We start from the raw sequence: 398 nt of genomic DNA, 5'->3' as shown, positions 1-398 counted from the left end.
GCAGCATCTGCCACTGAAATTGATATCAAAGTCGATGAAGCTCTGAAACGTTTCAAGAGTGAAGTTTCTGGTGGAGATCGTTTCCTCGAAAAAGCAAAAGGCGTATTAGTTTTTCCGGATGTCATTAAAGCCGGATTTGGTATTGGCGGTGAATATGGTGAAGGTGCACTTCGCATCGGCGGCAGCACTGTGGATTATTACAATACTGCGGGTGCCTCGATCGGCTTTCAATTGGGAGCCCAACAAAAAACGGTGATCCTGGTATTTATGAATGATCAGGCTTTAAAACAATTTCGTGACAGCGAGGGTTGGAAAGCCGGGGTTGATGGTTCGGTAGCAGTAGTTGAATGGGGCGTGGGTGAAGATATCAATACTACTGATATCAAAGATCCGATTGT

1 protein-coding gene is annotated in these 398 nt (G+C 45.2%); it reads left to right on the top strand.

Annotated features, from left to right (window positions below; genetic code table 11):
* Nucleotides 1-398 (top strand): YSC84-related protein (locus tag B3182_RS00320; RefSeq protein WP_292751095.1); only part of this gene is annotated, 398 nt, incomplete at both ends.

The sequence above is a fragment of the Methylophaga sp. UBA4204 genome (assembly GCF_002379485.1).
Taxonomy (GTDB): domain Bacteria; phylum Pseudomonadota; class Gammaproteobacteria; order Nitrosococcales; family Methylophagaceae; genus Methylophaga.
This window is presented reverse-complemented; position numbering and strand designations above follow the sequence as displayed.